The following is a 14360-nucleotide window of genomic DNA, read 5'->3' as shown; positions in this document are numbered from 1 at the left end:
TCGCAGGCACGCCTGCGGCGAGCGCGAGGCGGCCGGTGAGGGAGCGGTCCGCGCGGCCGAGCACGCTCGCGCGATGCCAGGCCTCGTGCAGCGCCCCGCCCCGGGCCGCGGGCACCCGTCGATGCGGCAGGGCCCCGGCCCGACGCAGCGCCACGAGCTCCTGCACCCGATCCCACCAGTCCGACTCCACCTCCGGGTGGAAGTAGTTGTCGCGGAGCCAGGACGGGTGCGGGTGGCGGAACCGGCCGGCGACGACCTCGCCCGCGCCGCCCAGCAGACCGCTGCCGATGAAGACCGTGTTGAGGAGACTCTTGTGCACCCCGAAGCGGTCGAGCGCGATCACGGGGACCCCGTGGGCCAGCGCCTCGACCGCCGCCGTCGAGCTCACCGTGACCAGACCGGCGGCGGACTCGAGCGCGGTCGCCATCGGCGCGTGCGAGAACACGAGGTTCGCCGGGCGGCCCGCCGTGAAGAGACGGGTGTACGGATCACGGTCGAGGTGGGTCTCGGCCTCCCCCGGCCGGGACCGCACCTTGACGACCACCCGGCGCGACGGATCGGCCTCCGCGGCGCGCACGAGAATGGCGGCGATCGCTGCGCGCTCCTCCGGCCGTCGGGGCACGAGGGCCTGCGCGGCGAAGACGACGTCCGTCGCCCCGGGCGGACGGACCGCCGCGGGTGTTCCGTCGACAGGACGTTCCGCCAGAGCGATGCCGCCCGCACCCCCGGAGAGCACTCCGGCCGCCGCGGACTCCCGGAGACGGCTGCCACTCCACCGCTCGCGACCCCGCGCGAAGGGCAGGGTCGCCAGAGCGAGCGGCGTCCGCACCCCGATGCGCTCGCCGAGCTCGGCGAAGGCACGGCGCTCGCGGTGCGAGTGCACGATCAGCAGGTCGGTGTGTCGCCGGTAGTCGAGCGCCCCGCGCTGGGCGGGGATCGCCATGCCGGGGAGCCCCGAGACGGTCACCGGACGGTGCCGCAATGCATCGACGACTCGGCCCAGGAGGCGGACGAACGGTCCCCGCCCGGCGAGCAGCACCACGTCCGGGCGCTGGACTTCGAGCCATCCGGCCACGCGCTCGAAGTCGAGCCGCGTGACGTCGGCGGCGCCGAAGCCGGTGCCCGCCAGCGCCGCATCCTGCTGCGCGGCGCTCACCGTCAACGGCGTGCGTACCAGCAGGAGCTGCGATCGCAGGTCGGGCACGGCCCCCAGCAACGATGCCGCCCACTTCACGAACGAGTCGGCGTCCGCGATGGCGACGACGCGCATCCCGGCGCCGGCGGTCATGCGGGCACGCGGCGGAGCTTCGCCATCGGCGCCCGCTCGCTGTCGAAGACGCGCTTGACGCCGTCGCCCACCGCGCTCTCGATGACACGGATGTCGCGGACCAGGTGTTCCAGGCCCCCGGGCTCCAGGGATGCGGCGTGATCAGAACCCCACATCGTCCGGTCCAGGGTGATGTGGCGCTCCACGGCGACGGCTCCCATCGCGACCGCGGCGAGGGAGATCTGCAGGCCGCGCTCGTGTCCCGAATAGCCGACCGGGATCCCCGGATAGCGGTCCCGCAGGGTCGCGATCACCCGCAGGTTCGCCTCCTCGGGCTCGAGCGGATAGGTCGAGGTCGCGTGCATGAGGACGACACGGTCGGTGCCGAGCGTGTCCAGCGCGCGGTCGATCTGCTCCATGGTGGACATGCCCGTCGAGAGGATGACCGGCTTCCCGGTCTCGCGCAGCGCGACGAGCAGCTCGGTGTCGGTCAGACTCGCCGACGCGACCTTGTGCGCCACGACGTTGAGGTCTTCGAGGAAGGCGACGCTCGGCACGTCCCACGGCGAGGCGAACCAGTCCAGGCCCTGCATCGTCGCGTGGTCGCCGATCTCGACGTATTCGTCGCGGCCGAACTCCACTCGGCGCCGGTAGTCGAGGTAGCTCATGGTGCCCCACGGCGTCTCTCGCGGCACGTCGCGCATGTGCTCCGGGGTGGAGATCTCGGGCGTGCGCTTCTGGAACTTCACCGCGTCCGCGCCGGCTCGGGCCGCGACGTCGATGAGGCGCTTGGCGATGTCGACGTCGCCGTTGTGGTTGAGGCCGATCTCCGCGATGACGTAGGCGGGACGGCCGCCGCCGATCACGTGCGATCCGATGCTGACAGTCATGATTCCTCCGGTCGTCGAACGGTCAACCGCCCCGTCCTTCCTGAGTACGGGCCGCGGGTGAACACCGATCGACCGGACGGTTACCGGGGGCGGTCAGCTCGACAACACCCGTTCGACGAGCTCCCGCACGGCCCCGTCGCCGCCTCGCCTCCCCAGCACGACGCGCGCCTCCGCACGGACGAGCGGGTGGGCGTTCGCGACGGCGACCGGCCAGCCCACGATCCGCATGGCGGGAAGGTCGTTGACGTCGTTACCGAGGTAGGCGACGTCGGCGAGCGCCACATCCTGCTCCTGCGCCCACTGCCGCAGCGCGGCCTCCTTGTCGGCGATCCCGTGCAGGACGGGGACGCGGAGCTTGTCGGCTCGGGCTCGCACCACGGGGTTCACCTCGGTAGAAAGGATCAGCATCGGCACCCCCGCCCGCCGCAGGAGCGAGACGCCCATCCCGTCCTCCCGGCTGACCCGCACCCGCTCTCCGCCATCCGCGTCGATGATCGCCGTGTCGTCGGTATGCACCCCGTCGAAGTCGGTGACCACGGCGCGGACGGGGATCCGCACCGGGCTCTCATGCAGAACGGCAAGGGCCCGTGCGGCCTGAAGCTGCGCGGCATCGTCGATCTCGATCGCGGTCTCCTCGGACACGGGGGCGATCCCGATCCGCCCGAAGAAGCGGTGGCGGTGGGCGCGGAATCCGTCGACCCGGAACACGTAGAAGGCTCCGGTCTCCAGATAGTGCGGCTCTCGGTCCTGGCGGCGAGGGCGGTGGCCGGCCTCGTGGTTGATCGCCTCGGCCGTGCCGTCGACCCCCCGGCGCCAGAGGAAACCGTAGGTCTCGACGGCGGAGAAGACGCTGTCGGACTCTCCCTGCTGCACCTCGGCGACGGCATCGGCCAACGCGGCGCTCGGGAGGAAGGGCGAGGTGGCCTGCAGGAACGCGACGACCTCGAACCGCTCACCCTCGCGCTCCAGCTCATCGAGCGCATGGAGGATCGCCGCCTCCGAGGTCGCGGTGTCTCCGGAGAGCTCGACCGGCCGCCGGATCACCCGCGCGCCCGCCTCCTCGGCCGCCACGGCGATCTCGTCGTCGTCGGTCGAGACGATCACGAGGTCGAAGCACGCCGCCGCCCGCGCAGCGTGCACGGCTCTGGCGACGAGGGGGACGCCCCCCACACGCTCGAGGTTCTTCCGCGGGATCTGCTTCGATCCGCCCCGCGCGGGGATGATCGCCACCGTCGTCTGCAGGCGCTCGTCCATGTCATGTCTCCTCATCGTCCGCGGATCTCCCGCCAGGCGCGGCCCACGCGGCGTCGGGCGCCGACAGCGGTCAGCCGCCATTCCTCTATCCGTCCCACCCCGCCGCGCGGAGCCAGCAGGCGGCGCACGCCCCGCGGCGCCGACCCCCCGGGGAGGGCGAGCGCGGTCAGCCGCTCCGATGCGAAGTACCGCCGACGCTCCTCGCGGTCGAGGCCGTCCAGCAGCTCCTCCGCCCTGGCTCGAAGGTGCCCCGCGATCTCCGGTTGCATCGTGTAGCCCACCGCGTCCACGAGGAGCTGCAACCGATCCGGATCGGCATAGGGGGAGAGCGTCCGTGTGAGCGCATCGACGATCGTCAGGGGGATGCGGTTGCTGTTCTCCACCGGGGTCAGGGTGCGGAGCAGCTCCGTCGCGCCCGCGGCGCCGATCCTCCGCCCGAACAGGGTGCGGACCGTGGGCAGAGCCGTCGAGAAGGTCGCCACGACGGCGCGCGCGTCGAGGCGCTCCGCCAGGAGTTCGGCAGCCAGACGACCGCGGTCCTCCACGAACGCCAGACCGCGACTCTCCGCATGAGCGCGCACGGCGTGGGCGAGCTGCGGCGGTGCTGCGGGATGGGGCTTGAAGACGATCCGCTCCGGGAGCTCTTCCGCCGCCCGGTCCACCAGACGCTGCTGGAGCGCGACCTCCTCCGTCGCGGTCATCAGACCGAGGGCCGCGAGGTACTGTCCCAGCACGAGCACGGTCGCCGGTCCTGCAGCGGTCGACCCTTCCGACGACTCTCCCGTCTCCTGCAGCGCCGCCGCGAAGGGCTCCGGAGGCACCGGGACCGCCGCCGCGTGCGGAGAGGCCACCAGCGGACGGACGCCGGGCACCACGTCGGCGTACACGACCCGTTCGATCCGCGCCGTGACCGCGTGCGGCAGCCGTACCCGCATCGGCGCGTAGGTCATGAGGCCGTCGCCGACGATGGTCACCCGCGCCTCGGGGAACACGGAGAGGAGAGTACGGGCCGGTGCGACCTGGGGGCTCTGCACGAGGAGCTCGATCTCCCGCGGGTCGAGCCGCCACGCTCGCGCGAGAAGCCGCCCCAGCACCGGGAGGTCGGCGTCCGCGGGTTCCCAGGCGCTCGGATGCAGGGGTCCCAGCACGTCGGCCAACGGCTCGACACGATGGAACCGGCCGCGGAGGGAGTGCAGCGCCGGATCCGTGTCGATGCCGACGACCGTCTCCGGGACCCGCGACGAGGTGAACGGCACGAGCACCCGCTCCGGGGCGTGAGCGCCCGCGCCGGAGCCCGCGTCGAGCAGGCCCGCATCGATCGCGGCGGCCGCGGTCGCGAGCCCGTAGGCGCTGTGCAGGGCGAAGAGGCGGGTCATGTCGCGTGGCCTCCGCCGCGCAGGCTGCGCGCGAGCACCCGACGTCGCGGACCGTCGAGCCGGGCGAGCACCGTGGCGACCTCCGCCGCCGGGAGGTCGTGCAGCAGTGTGCGGATCCGCCTCCGCATCTCGCGACGCACGGGTGGCGCCATGCGCCGCGAGCGCACCAGGTGATGCGCGCTGAGGGCGAGCGCGGTCCAGACGGCCTTCGGGAGGAAGCGGTCGGCATCGCGGTCTTTCCGGACGAGCTCGATCACCTCCGCCAGCGCGGGGGCGAAGTCGAGCTGGCGGCGGTCGTGCACCTGCGTGAGCGACGTCTCGACGCCTCGGCGGTAGAGCAGCGCCGGGGCGTCCACCACGGCGAACGAGGCCGCGTCCAGATGCAGGCGCCAGATCCATGGGCGGTCCTCGGCCGTGAAGAGGCCGGAGGGGAACGCGGCGAGCCCACGGTCGAGCACACGGCGGTGCAGGAGTCCCGCCCAGGCGAAGGGGTAGTCCACCATGCTCGGCTCATCGACCGGAAGGATCGCCTCCCGGGGTGGCACGACCCGCTCCCTCCACGGATATGGAGCACGGACGAGCGCACGCCGCATCCCGGTGACGGTGACATGATCCGTCCGAAGGAACTCGCACCGGAGCTCTCGCAGGCGCGCGGCGAGGACCGCGAGGCGCTGGGGCTGCATCCAGTCGTCCCCGTCGACGAAGCAGAACGCCTCGCCCTCGACGTGCGCGAGCCCCTGGTTGCGTGCCGACGCCAGCCCGCGCGGCTCGGCGTTCCGCAGCACCTGGGCGTGCGGGAACCGCTCCGCATAGTGCGCCATGAGCGCGCCGGTCTCGTCGCGGGAGCCGTCGTCGATGGCCACGAGCTTCAGAGCGGCGGGATCGTCGAACTGCCGGGTGAGCGTCTCGAGGGTGGTGCCGATGTACGGGCCGGCGTCCTTCGCAGGCAGGATGACGGTGACGAGGGGCGTGCGCACGGAGCTCCCGGAGTGGGCGATGGGCTCGTCATCGTGGCAGGCGACGGTGGCCGGAGAGCGACCGTGCGGTGAACGTCCGGTGACGCGCGAGGTGAACGCTGAGGTGTGGCCCGCACCCGAACGAGCCACACCCCCAGTGCGTTGCACTGCCGGATGCGAACACCCGGTGAACCGTCACCGTGAGGCGACGGCCACCTCGCGGCGGTACTGGCCCCCACCAGCGAACCGCGAGGCGTCGTCGAGAGCGACTCCATGAAGATCAGCACTCAACACGTAACACGATACAACCGTCTGTTCGATCGCGCGAATCGGCCTAGGTCAATCCGTGAAAATTCGCGCCGAGCCTCCGGATCGGCGACGATGGACGGATGCGGTGGCCCTGGAGCACGATATGGCGCCCGATGTGGCGGCGCCAGCGCGTCGGAGGCATCGAGCTGCGCTGGCTCACGGCACGGTCGTGGACCCAGCGCTGGTACCCCCAGGGCATCGACGTCGGCGAGCGCCGCGGACGACGCGCTCTCGCGGTGAGCTGGTTCCGCCAGGACCCGTCGGGGCGCCACCTCGCCTCGCGCGTGACCCTCGTGGATCGCGAACGCACCCGCCGCCTCGACATCGTGCTGGCCGTCGCCGACGACGACGGCGTCCTGCAGCCCGCACCGATCCATGCGGGAGGACTCGCCTGGTTCGGCGACCGCCTGTTCGCGGCCGCCACCGGGCAGGGCATCTGGGAGTTCGACCTCGGTGCGCTCCGGCGGGTGCACGGCACCGATGCCCAGCGGGTGCGCGGCGGTCGACGGCGCCGCGACCGGCGGACGGCCGTGGTCGCGGTCAGGACCCGCCGCCACCCCGTCGCCCTCCGATGCTCCTTCCTCGGTCGGGTGTTCGACGCGGACGGGACCCCGCTCCCCCGCGTGCTCATCGGCGAATACCGCGGCCAGGAGACGGGAGCGGTCGGCGAGTTCACCATTCCCCATGGCCCCCACGAGGGCTTCCTCGAACTCGAGCACTTCACTCCGGGCATCCGGCACATGCAGGGAGCCGTGCGGTGGGGTGACCGCTACCTCGTCTCACAGTCCGATCACCTCCGGCCCGGGGTGCTGTGGTCCGGCCGCCACGATGCACTCACCCGGCACCCGATGGCTCTGCCCGTCGGCTGCGAGGATCTGGCCCTCGACCCCGACGACGAGCTGCTGTGGACGCTGGGTGAGCATCCGTGGCGGCGCGTGGTGCGGGGCATCCCCTTCGTCAGCCTCGGGCTCCGGGTTCCCGGCGGGGCCACGGGACCGCGAACGTAGACTGAGGGGGTGAAGAAGCCCGCCCCCCTCCTCGTCTACACCGTGCTGCGCCTGCTGGCGTTCCTCGTCCCGCTGGCCATCCTGTGGTTCTTCTTCCCGATCTTCCGCGAGTTCTGGTGGCTCGCCGCGATCTTCGCCGCCCTCATCGGCGCGAGCATCTCGATGCTCTTCCTGCGCACCCCGCTCTCGGACGCCTCCGCCCGCTTGCACGAGCGCCGGCAGGGCAAGGTCTCCGGACAGCAGGCCGACGCCGACGCCGAAGACGAGCTCGTCGACCGCTCCCCCGACGAGCGCCCCTGACGCCCTCTTCCGTCGCGCACCCGCGCACAACTTCGGAGATCCGCCGCGGCACGCCGCCCGCGCGGTCATCAACGCGGCGTGTCGTCCACCGTCTCCGAAGTCGTGACCGGCCCTGTCCGCGTCTCCATTGTTGGACTCGGTCTCAAAACTCTCGGCTAAGCCATAGGTTCGACCGACATCTCGGCCCCCTGTGCAGGTCTCACCGCGCACGACTTCGGAGCGACCGCAAAACGCGCCGGGGAGAGGGCCAGGACGACGGCGTGTCGGTCGCGAGCTCCGAAGTTGTGCCCGACGGGAGACGGGGAGCGGAGTCAGCCGGCGAAGGCCCAGAACAGGGCGCCGGCGTAGAGCAGCGAGGTGAGCGACGTCAGCGCGAGGGCGATGACCAGTTCCCGCGGTTGACGGTAGGTCCAGACGATCACTATCGCGGGAAGCCCGGCCAGCAGCGCGAGCAGGGAGATCCAGGCGATCGGGAACAGCAGCGCGAGGAACACGGCGATGCCGAACGGCACGAGCACGAAGAGCGTGAAGAGGACCTGCGTGGCGCGGCGGCCGATGAGGACCGTCAGGGTGCGCTTGCCGACCTCGCGGTCCTGATCGATGTCGCGGAGGTTGTTGGCCAGCAGCACCGCGCAGGCGAACAGGCCGGCGGCGATCGCTCCGAGCCAGGCCTGCTGCGGGAGCATGAAGACCTGCACCCACGTGGTGCCCAGGGTGGCCACAAGCCCGAAGAACACGAAGACGAAGACCTCGCCGAGGCCGTAGTACCCGTAGGGCCTCTTGCCGCCGGTGTAGAACCAGGCCGCGACGATGCAGGCCGCACCGACCGCGAGCATCCACCACTGTCCGGTGCGGACGACGATCGCGATCCCGACCGCTGCGGCGAGCGCGAAGAAGACGAGGCCGATGACGAGCACCGTGCGCGGCTTCACGCGGCCGGAGGCCGTGAGCCGCGCCGGGCCGACCCGATGGGCGTCGGTGCCGCGGATGCCGTCGCTGTAGTCATTGGTGAAGTTCACGCCGATCTGCAGCAGGACCGCCACAGCGAGGCACGCGAGCGCGATCACCCAGTGGAACTCCGGACCCGTGCTGCGTGCGGCTCCCGTACCGATGACGACGGGGGCGATCGCGAGGGGCAGCGTGCGCAGACGCGCCGCACCGATCCAGTCGCCGATCGTCACCGGACCCGCTTCGACGACCGGCCGCTTGGCCGGGTTTCCGCTGGTGCGCGGCGGGGTGCGCCGACCGGACTTCTTCTTGCGCTGGGAGGATGCTGCCACCCACGGAATCCTAGTCGTCGCGGCGAGGCGGCGAGCTCAGCGGTGCGGGTTGCTGTCCTTGCCGTCGAGCCAGAGCTCGTCGGTCTTGTCGGCGTGCGCCCCGGTCGTGCCGACGTGTTTGTCGCTGATCTTCGACCCCTTGAGGATGACGTGGACCATGGCCTGCGCGTGGCCGTGACCGAGGCCGTACTCCTGCTTGAGCCAGTTGAGGACGACGGTGGACTTCGTGTTCTCGTCGAACCCCTGCTCGTGGGCGAGGGCGATGAACTGCCGCGGCGTGAGGCCGGTCTGGGTCTCGACCTTGTCGAGGTACGCCTGGAAGGACATGGTTCTCTCCGCTCTCCGTCCCCGTCGAGGAACGTCTGGATGATGATCCCACGTCGCCCGGCCTACTCGGCGGACGCGACGGGGATGATGGGCCGGTGCTCGTAGTACGTCTGAAGCACGACGGTCGTGCGCGTGCTCACGTTCGCCGCGAGCCGGACATCGCGGACGAGCTGTTCCAGGTCGCGCGGCGTCGGCACGCGGACGAACAGCATGTAGCTCGCGTCCCCGGCGATAGAGTGACACGCCTCGATCGCGTCGAGGTGCTCCAGGAGCTCGGGGGCGTTGTCGGGCTGGGCCGGATCGAGCGGCGTGATCTCGATGAAGGCGGACAGCGGAGTCCCCGCCTGCTCCGGGTCCAGGATCGCCCGGTAGCCGGTGATGACGCCGCGGGTCTCGAGTCGCCGCAACCGGGACTGCACCGCCGACACGGACAGCCCGACGGCCTCGGAGAGCTGGGACAGCGTCGCCCTCCCGTCACGGGAGATGGTCGCCAGGATCGCACGGTCGACAGAATCATCCATGGCTGTAAGATTATCGTCAGGATTCCGTTATAACCGGAATCTTTCCGTTTTTCACTGCGATCGGAGGTTCCGATGTCCCTCGTTTCCGCCAACAGTTCCGCTGTTCAGGCCATCATCGGCGAACCCGAGGTCGTCGAGGATGCGTCGATCGTCGAGAACTCCGCCGCCTGGGCGCAGCTCAAGCAGGCGGCGATCGCCATCCGCGAGCTGCAGATCAAGGACGGCTCGATCCCTGGCGCTTCGACGAGCTCGGCGACCCTGGACCAGGCGACCGCGCTCGTCGGGGAGATCACCGCCGCGATCCGGGCCCTCGCCCCCGCCTTCCCCCACGACGCGGAGTACCTCTCCGCCTCCATCGCCGACTTCGAGCGCTGGGCGGCCGAGGGCTTCGGCGTGCCGGACTTCCTCGACTCGCTCGTGGGCTTCCAGCCGCAGCAGCATCGCGTCGACGGCATCCGCCACCTCGTGGTCTTCCCGATGTACACCCAGAACGGCTCGAGCGACCGCCTGGTCGAGGCGCTCATCGTCGAGACCATCTGGCCGGAGTTCATCGCCGCGCTCGAGGCCGGCGACTACGGCAACAAGCTCTTCGTCTCGCTTCGGCTCGTGGACTTCACGCCCGGCTACGACACGAACTCCGCCGTGCTCTTCCCGGAGACCGTCGCCATGCGCGAGATCCCGACGTTCACCTGGGGCGCGATCTTCCAGGACCGCGAGGCCGCCCGCTACCGCCGCGTGGTCCGTGCGGCCTCGGAGATCACCAACCTCGACCTCCCCGAGCGCGCGGCGGCGATGCTGGAGGACCAGGAGGTCGCCGAGAAGACCTTCGTGATGTGGGACATCATCCACGACCGCACCCACATGCGCGGAGACCTGCCCTTCGACCCGTTCATGATCAAGCAGCGGATGCCGTTCTTCCTCTACTCGCTGGAAGAGATGCGCTGCGACATGACGGCGTTCCGTGAGTCGGTGAAGATCGAGCGGGCGCTGGATGCCCGGGTCGCCGCGGGCGAAGAGCTCACGGAGACCGAGCGGGAGATGCACGAGTACGCGCACCTCGTGCAGTACGCCGTGATCTTCGACCGCATCTTCCGCTTCGCCATCACCGGCACGCGCGTGCGCAACTACGACGCGGTGGGCGGCCAGCTCCTGTTCGCGTGGCTGCACCAGCGCGGCGTGCTGCACTGGACCGACACGGCGCTCGCCTTCGACTGGGAGAACGTGCCGGACGCCGTCGTGGCGCTCGGTGACGCGATCGACGACCTGTACTGGCACTCGATCGACCGCCCCAAGGTCGCGCACTGGCTCGCCGCCTACGAGCTGGTCCGCAGCACGCTGACGCCGCACCCCGCGTCGCAGTGGGCCCGCGGACTGTCGGACGAGATCCTCGCCGGGGCACCGAAGGGCTACACGGACGCGGTCCTGGACGACGAGTTCCCGCTGTCGATGTTCTTCGAGACGCTCGACAAGAAGATGAAGCCGGTCATCGAGTCGACGGTCGGCATCCGCGGCACGGACGACTGATCCGCACCGCTCCGTTGTGACGCTGGGGCGCACCACCTCTGCGGCCGGAGACCCGGATCCCGGGTCCGGCCGCAGAGGCATCTCCGACCGAGAGGACACCGCATGACGACGCCGACGAGCCGGGAAGCGCAGGGCCGCGTGGTCGTGCTGGCGGGGGCCACGAGCGCAGCGGGACTGGCCGCGACGAGGGCCTTGCGCGATGCCGGCGCCCGGGTGGTCGCCACCGGCCGTACGTCCGAGCGACTACGCGCCCTGGCCGAGGCGGGCGCCGAGACGGCGGTCGCCGACGCGACCTCCCTCGCCGACATGACGGCGCTCGCCGGGCGGCTCGAGACGGTCGATGCGGTCGTGCCCCTCGTGGGCGGCTGGCGAGGTGGAGGCGGACTCGCCGGGCAGACCGACGAGGACTTCGCGGCGCTGCTCCCGGCGCTGGAAGCGGTGCGGGCGACGAGCCGGGCCTTCGACGGCCGTCTCCGCGCCTCGGCCGCCGGACGGTTCGCGATCGTGTCGTCCACCGCCGTCGCACGGCCCCTCGCCGGCGGAGCGAACTACGCAGCGGTCAAGGCGGCGAGCGAAGCCTGGACCCGTGCCGTCGCCCAGGGGTACGCCAAGATCGCCCGCGAAGCCGACGAACCGCTGCGCGCCGCTGCCGTCGTGTTCCGCGCCAAGGCGCTCGATCCCGATGCCCTCGCCGCGCGTCTCGTCGGGCTCTGGGACACCAGCGCCGCCGACCTCAACGACCGCGTGCTCGACCTGGGCTGAGTCCCGGTCCGCGCCGTCACCGGGACTCGGGCGGTATCCCGGGGACGATCGGCGGGGCGTCGCGATGCGTGTCCGGCCTGTCCTTCGCCCCTTCCGCGTCGTCGACGGCGGAATCCTGAGCCTGCGCCTCCTCCGGTGCCGGATCCGGGGCGGTGGCGTACAGCTCGGTGAGGGTGCGGTACGACCGGGTGAAGAAGGCCAGGCTCGCGGCGACCACCATGATCAGCCCCGCGAAGAGGCAGATCAGTGCGATGCCCCGCGCCTCGCCTTCGCCGAGGAGCCACCCCCACTGCCGCTGCCCCTGCGCGCTGTCCATGTACGGGATCACGAGGAACTCGGCGATCGGGGCGATGAGGAAGGCGGTGATCGGAGCCGCCGCCGCTTCCATCGCGGCCGCAGTACCGAACACCCGTCCCTGGCGCGCGAACGGCACGACCTTCTGGATCACGGTCTGCTCCGCGGCCTCGACGGGAGGCACGAGCGCCATGTACACCCACATGCCGAGGACGTACAGCGGCCACCACTCGCGCAGCATGAAGATCGCGCCGAGGAGCCCCATCGCGATCACGACGAGGAGCATCGTGCGGACGGGCTTCCTCCCGAGGCCGAACTTGGCCACCAGTCCCCCGCCGATGAGGAAACCTGTCGAGGCGAAGGCCAGGGCGAACCCCCACATCTGCGCGTCGAACAGCGTGAGTCCGTACGGATCCATGAGCGCCATGTAGACGCCGCCGATGAGGTTGTTGAAGGTCGAGAAGACGATGAGCGCGAACAGTCCGGGCGCCTGGCGAATCGCCTGGACGCTGCCGCGGAAGTCCACGGCGCTCTTCGCCTCCGGATCGACCTCGGGCTCCGCCTCCGGGATCCGGATGAACAGCAGGTGCGCGAAGGTGAGGGCCATCGCCGCGATCGCGATTCCCAGCGTCCACCCCATGCCGAGGAAGCCGATCGACAGGCCGGAGAAGACGCTCGTGACGAGGAACGCGATCCCCTGCACGGTGCCGACGAGACCGTTGGCGTTGGCCCGTTTCTCCTCCGGCACCAGCAGCGTCACCGTCGTGGACAGCGCGATGTTGCGGAGCTGCTCGATCACCCCGCCGAACAGGATGACGCCGGAGAAGAGCCAGAACCACGGTCCGCCGAGGTCGAGCAGGGAGGCCTCGGGCTGCCAGAGGTAGAGCACGCCTGCGACGAGGAATGCCGCCGCGGAGATGACGCTCGACAGCAGCATGACGCGGTGCTTGCGGTGCCGGTCGACGATGGTGCCGAACATCATCGCGAAGAACGCGACGAACAGCATGTACGCACCACCGATGATGCCCGTGGCCAGCACGGACCGGGTCTCGATGTAGACCCAGAACGTGAGGGCGAACCACAGGAAGCTCGTCGTGACGTTGGCGATCAACGTGTTGACGAGGACGTTCGCGAAAGCGGTCTTCGCCGCGCTGCGCTCCATGGGTTCGAGGGTAGAGCGGGCTTCCGACATCCGGTAGGGGAAGGCGATTAGGCTTGTCCGGTGAGCATCCCGCACGACCCCGCCATCCGGGGCTTCGCCAGTGACAACTACTCCGGCATCCACCCCGAGGTCCTGGCGGCCCTCGCGGCCGCGAACGGGGGCCACCAGGTGGCCTACGGCGAGGACGCCTACACCGCCCGCCTGCAGGAGGTGTTCCAGGCGCACTTCGGCGACACCGCCGCGGCGTACCCGGTGTTCAACGGCACCGGGGCGAACGTCACCGGCCTGCAGTCGATGCTGCCGCGCTGGGGTGCCGTGATCGCGGCCTCGACCGCCCACATCAACGTCGACGAAGGCGGAGCGCCCGAGAAGATCGGCGGCTTCAAGCTCCTCACCGTCCCCACCGATGACGGCAAGCTCACCCCCGACCTCATCGACCGCGAGGCCTGGGGCTGGGGCGACGAGCACCGCGCGCAGCCGCTGGTGGTCTCGATCACGCAGTCCACCGAGCTCGGCACGCTGTACACGGCGGAGGAGATCCGCACGATCGCCGATCACGTCCATGCGCGCGGCATGAAGCTCCACGTCGACGGCGCGCGCCTGTCGAACGCGGCCGCCGCCCTCGACCTCCCGCTGCGGGCGTTCACGACCGACGCCGGGGTGGACGTGCTGACCTTCGGCGGCACGAAGAACGGCGCGATGCTCGGCGAGGCCATCGTCGTGCTGAACCCGGAGGCCGCCGTCGGCCTCAACTACGCGCGCAAGTTCAACATGCAGCTCTCGTCGAAGATGCGGTTCGTCTCGGCGCAGCTCATCGCCCTGCTCGACGGCGACCTGTGGCTGCGCAACGCCCGGCACGCCAACGCCATGGCGGCCCGGCTCCGCGGGCGGATCGAGGACGGTCTCGCCGACGGGTCGATCGTCGGAGTGGAGTTCACGCAGCCGACGCAGGCGAACGGCGTGTTCGCGACTCTGCCGGAGGGCGTCGCCGATCAGCTCCGCGACGTGTTCCGCTTCTACGACTGGGACGCGGCGCGCCGCGAGGTGCGCTGGATGTGCGGCTTCGACACCGAGGAGTCCGACGTGGACGCCTTCGTCGACGCCCTCGCCCGCCTCACGCGCCCCTGACAC

At 70.9% G+C, this 14360-nt stretch carries 14 protein-coding genes; 5 read left to right on the top strand and 9 right to left on the bottom strand.

Going from position 1 to position 14360, the window contains the following annotated elements; genetic code table 11:
- From M4D53_RS12685 to M4D53_RS12665, 5 genes are all read right to left on the bottom strand, one after another.
- On the bottom strand, positions 1-1288 hold a 1288-nt coding region (locus tag M4D53_RS12685; protein WP_259954341.1), incomplete at its 3' end, for a DUF6716 putative glycosyltransferase.
- Positions 1285-2157 carry an N-acetylneuraminate synthase family protein gene (locus tag M4D53_RS12680; RefSeq protein ID WP_197971849.1) on the bottom strand — a complete coding sequence of 291 codons (873 nt, stop codon included), beginning with the start codon at positions 2155-2157 and terminating at the stop codon, positions 1285-1287. The genes M4D53_RS12680 and M4D53_RS12685, both read right to left, overlap by 4 nt.
- A gap of 93 nt (positions 2158-2250) precedes the next feature.
- Positions 2251-3411: an acylneuraminate cytidylyltransferase gene (locus tag M4D53_RS12675; protein WP_232089090.1), complete on the bottom strand. Its 1161-nt coding sequence runs from the start codon at positions 3409-3411 to the stop codon at positions 2251-2253.
- An 11-nt stretch (positions 3412-3422) separates the two neighbouring features.
- Complete coding sequence (locus M4D53_RS12670; RefSeq protein WP_259954338.1) at positions 3423-4787, bottom strand: polysialyltransferase family glycosyltransferase; 1365 nt, start codon at positions 4785-4787, stop codon at positions 3423-3425.
- Positions 4784-5764 (bottom strand): glycosyltransferase family 2 protein, encoded by a 981-nt coding sequence (locus tag M4D53_RS12665; RefSeq protein WP_259954337.1) that lies wholly within the window; start codon positions 5762-5764, stop codon positions 4784-4786. Before M4D53_RS12665 ends, M4D53_RS12670 begins: the two co-directional genes overlap by 4 nt.
- A 368-nt stretch (positions 5765-6132) precedes the next feature.
- On the opposite strand from M4D53_RS12665, the gene M4D53_RS12660 reads away from it, so the two are divergent.
- Both M4D53_RS12660 and M4D53_RS12655 read left to right on the top strand, forming a co-directional pair.
- Positions 6133-7059, top strand: a complete 927-nt coding sequence (locus M4D53_RS12660) for a hypothetical protein (protein WP_259954335.1) — start codon at positions 6133-6135, stop codon at positions 7057-7059.
- Between the two features lie 9 nt (positions 7060-7068).
- Positions 7069-7359, top strand: a complete 291-nt coding sequence (locus M4D53_RS12655; protein ID WP_259954334.1) for a DUF4229 domain-containing protein — start codon at positions 7069-7071, stop codon at positions 7357-7359.
- A gap of 311 nt (positions 7360-7670) precedes the next feature.
- On the opposite strand, the gene M4D53_RS12650 is transcribed toward M4D53_RS12655, so the two are convergent.
- The 3 genes from M4D53_RS12650 to M4D53_RS12640 all read right to left on the bottom strand — a co-directional run bounded on the left by M4D53_RS12650 (position 7671) and on the right by M4D53_RS12640 (position 9487).
- Positions 7671-8639: a 1,4-dihydroxy-2-naphthoate polyprenyltransferase gene (locus tag M4D53_RS12650; protein ID WP_259954332.1), complete on the bottom strand. Its 969-nt coding sequence runs from the start codon at positions 8637-8639 to the stop codon at positions 7671-7673.
- 36 nt (positions 8640-8675) lie between these two features.
- Positions 8676-8966, bottom strand: coding sequence for a DUF4287 domain-containing protein (locus M4D53_RS12645; RefSeq protein WP_259954330.1), 291 nt, complete (start codon positions 8964-8966; stop codon positions 8676-8678).
- Positions 8967-9028: 62 nt separating this feature from the next.
- Positions 9029-9487 (bottom strand): Lrp/AsnC family transcriptional regulator, encoded by a 459-nt coding sequence (locus M4D53_RS12640; RefSeq protein WP_187662305.1) that lies wholly within the window; start codon positions 9485-9487, stop codon positions 9029-9031.
- 72 nt (positions 9488-9559) lie between these two features.
- On the opposite strand from M4D53_RS12640, the gene M4D53_RS12635 reads away from it, so the two are divergent.
- Positions 9560-11011, top strand: coding sequence for a DUF6421 family protein (locus tag M4D53_RS12635; RefSeq protein WP_259954329.1), 1452 nt, complete (start codon positions 9560-9562; stop codon positions 11009-11011).
- Between the two features lie 102 nt (positions 11012-11113).
- A complete protein-coding gene (locus M4D53_RS12630; RefSeq protein WP_187662307.1) occupies positions 11114-11773 on the top strand; it encodes an SDR family NAD(P)-dependent oxidoreductase in 660 nt (219 codons plus the stop codon).
- Positions 11774-11789: 16 nt separating this feature from the next.
- Here M4D53_RS12630 and M4D53_RS12625 read toward each other — a convergent pair whose 3' ends face one another.
- Positions 11790-13229 carry an MFS transporter gene (locus M4D53_RS12625; protein ID WP_259954328.1) on the bottom strand — a complete coding sequence of 480 codons (1440 nt, stop codon included), beginning with the start codon at positions 13227-13229 and terminating at the stop codon, positions 11790-11792.
- Positions 13230-13289: 60 nt separating this feature from the next.
- Here M4D53_RS12625 and M4D53_RS12620 point away from each other — a divergent pair, with 60 nt between their 5' ends.
- Positions 13290-14357, top strand: coding sequence for a threonine aldolase family protein (locus M4D53_RS12620; RefSeq protein WP_187662309.1), 1068 nt, complete (start codon positions 13290-13292; stop codon positions 14355-14357).
- Positions 14358-14360 lie beyond the last annotated feature (3 nt).

Source organism: Microbacterium meiriae, assembly GCF_025143875.1.
In the GTDB taxonomy this organism is placed as follows: Bacteria; Actinomycetota; Actinomycetes; order Actinomycetales; family Microbacteriaceae; genus Microbacterium; species Microbacterium meiriae.
The sequence above is the reverse complement of the archived record's forward strand: the minus strand, read 5'-3'. Positions and strand labels throughout refer to the sequence as shown.

Bases quoted from the DNA above. Each gene is read 5' to 3' on its own strand.
- M4D53_RS12645 (WP_259954330.1), bottom strand. From the start codon at position 8,966: ATGTCCTTCCAGGCGTACCTCGACAAGGTCGAGACCCAGACCGGCCTC.
- M4D53_RS12675 (WP_232089090.1), bottom strand. From the start codon at position 3,411: ATGGACGAGCGCCTGCAGACGACGGTGGCGATCATCCCCGCGCGGGGC.
- M4D53_RS12625 (WP_259954328.1), bottom strand. From the start codon at position 13,229: ATGGAGCGCAGCGCGGCGAAGACCGCTTTCGCGAACGTCCTCGTCAAC.
- M4D53_RS12630 (WP_187662307.1), top strand. From the start codon at position 11,114: ATGACGACGCCGACGAGCCGGGAAGCGCAGGGCCGCGTGGTCGTGCTG.
- M4D53_RS12660 (WP_259954335.1), top strand. From the start codon at position 6,133: ATGCGGTGGCCCTGGAGCACGATATGGCGCCCGATGTGGCGGCGCCAG.
- M4D53_RS12635 (WP_259954329.1), top strand. From the start codon at position 9,560: ATGTCCCTCGTTTCCGCCAACAGTTCCGCTGTTCAGGCCATCATCGGC.
- M4D53_RS12670 (WP_259954338.1), bottom strand. From the start codon at position 4,787: ATGACCCGCCTCTTCGCCCTGCACAGCGCCTACGGGCTCGCGACCGCG.
- M4D53_RS12640 (WP_187662305.1), bottom strand. From the start codon at position 9,487: ATGGATGATTCTGTCGACCGTGCGATCCTGGCGACCATCTCCCGTGAC.
- M4D53_RS12680 (WP_197971849.1), bottom strand. From the start codon at position 2,157: ATGACTGTCAGCATCGGATCGCACGTGATCGGCGGCGGCCGTCCCGCC.